Origin of the sequence: Streptomyces sp. 796.1 (assembly GCF_047525675.1) — a bacterium.
Classification (GTDB): Bacteria; Actinomycetota; Actinomycetes; order Streptomycetales; family Streptomycetaceae; genus Streptomyces.
The window spans coordinates 1-1903 of the sequence record NZ_JBLIWA010000102.1 but is presented as its reverse complement, the minus strand read 5'-3'; the positions used below and the strand labels follow the sequence as shown (position 1 = coordinate 1903).

Below are 1903 nucleotides of genomic sequence, written 5' to 3'. Positions count from 1 at the left end.
CACCGAACCACCCAACACACCACCATCACCACCACCCACACCCCACTCCACAAGCTGTTGCAGGGACTCGTCCGTGGTCAGCACGTCCATCACGTCGACGGTCCGGTCCGGGGCGTCGACCAGTTCTCGGAGCACCCGCAGGTACCGCTCGCCGATCGTCTCGACGCTGCTGCGGTCGAAGAGGTCGGTGCTGTACTCCAGCACACCCTGGAGGTCGGCGGACTCGTCGCGCTGTGCTGTGAAGGCGAAGCTCAGGTCGAACTTGCCGGTGCCGGTCTCGGCCGCGACGGGCGACACGGTGAGCCCGGGCAGTTCCGCGGCGGCCTGGTCGACCGCTTCCGTGTCGGTGTTGTTGAAGGCGAGGAGCACCTGGAAGAGCGGGTGACGGGCGAGCGAGCGCTCGGGGTTGGTGACCTCGACCAGCCGCTCGAAGGGCAGGTCCTGGTGGGCGTAGGCGGCCAGGTTCTGCTGTCGGACCCGCTCGATGAGGGCGCGGCCCGTGGGCCGGCCCGAGGTGTCGGTGCGGAGCACCAGGGTGTTGATGAAGACGCCGACCAGGTCGTCGAGCGCCTCATCGGTACGGCCCGCGATGGGTGTGCCGATGGGGATGTCGGTCCCGCCACCCAGCTTGGTCAGCAGGGTGGCGAGCGCGGCCTGGAGCACCATGAAGGGGCTGGCCTGCGTCTCCCGCGCGAGGTCCACCACCTTCTCGTACAGCTCGGCCGGTACCTGGAACGGGATGCGGTCGCCGCGGTACGTGGCGACCGCGGGCCGCGGCCTGTCGTACGGCAGGTCCAACTGTTCCGGCAGGTCAGCCAGGGTCTCCGTCCAATAGCCGAGCTGCCGGGCGATCTCACTCCCCGCATCCGACTCCGCACCCAACACCTGCCGCTGCCACAGGCTGTAATCCGCGTACTGCACCGCCAGCGGCTCCCACTCCGGGGCCGCGCCGGCCGCCGCCCGCGCCGCGTAAGCCCTGGTCAGGTCGCGGGCGAGCGGCGCACGCGACCAGGCGTCACTGACGATGTGGTGCAGGAGCAGCAGCAGGACGTGCTCGTCGTGGCCGAGCGCGAACAGGGTGACCCGGAACGGCAGGGCCGCCTCGTCCGACAGCTCGAACCCGTGCCGCGCCGCCTCACTGATCAACCCTTCGACGTGTGCCTGATCGGTGTCGACCACCAGCAGCTCGGGCACGACCGCCCGGGAGTGCCGAACGATCTGGTACGCGCCTTCGGCGTCCTCAGCGAAGGTGGTGCGCAGGCTCTCGTGCCGGGCGACGACATCGCCGAGCGCCAGCCGCAGCGCCTCGCGGTCCAACGAACCGCTCAGCCGCAGGGCCACCGGGACGTTGTACGTGGCGCTCGGCCCCTCGAACTGGTGCAGGAACCACAGCCGCTGTTGTGCGTACGAGAGCGGGATGCGCTCGGGCCGCGGCTCGATGCGCTCCACCGCTCGCCGCACACCCGATCCGGAAACTGCCCCGACCGCCTCCGCCAGCTTCTCGACCGTCGGCGTCTCGAAGACCTGCCGCAGCGGCACTTCGGCCCCGAGCACGACGCGGAGTCGCGACACCAGACGGGTCGCGAGCAGGGAGTGCCCGCCCAGGCGGAAGAAGTCGTCATCGATGGAGACAGACTCCACCCCCAGCACCTCGGCGAAGACCCCGCACAGGACTTCTTCGAGCGGTGTGCGCGGGCCGCGGCCCAGCTCGCCCTCACCGCCGTATTCCGGCGCCGGGAGGGCGCGGCGGTTCACCTTGCCGTTCACCGTGAGCGGGAACTCGTCGACCACGACGAAGGCCGAGGGAACCATGTAGTCCGGCAACCGATCCGCCACCCAGCCACGCAACCCGTCTACGGAGACCTCGCAGCCTTCGGCGGCCGTCACGTAGGCAACCAGCCTG

1 protein-coding gene is annotated in these 1903 nt (G+C 70.2%); it reads right to left on the bottom strand.

Annotated features, from left to right (window positions below; all coding sequences use genetic code 11):
- The coding region (locus ACMA1D_RS31900; protein ID WP_414727458.1) for a condensation domain-containing protein at positions 1–1887 on the bottom strand (1887 nt) is incomplete at its 3' end.
- Between the last annotated feature and the right edge of the window lie 16 nt (positions 1888–1903).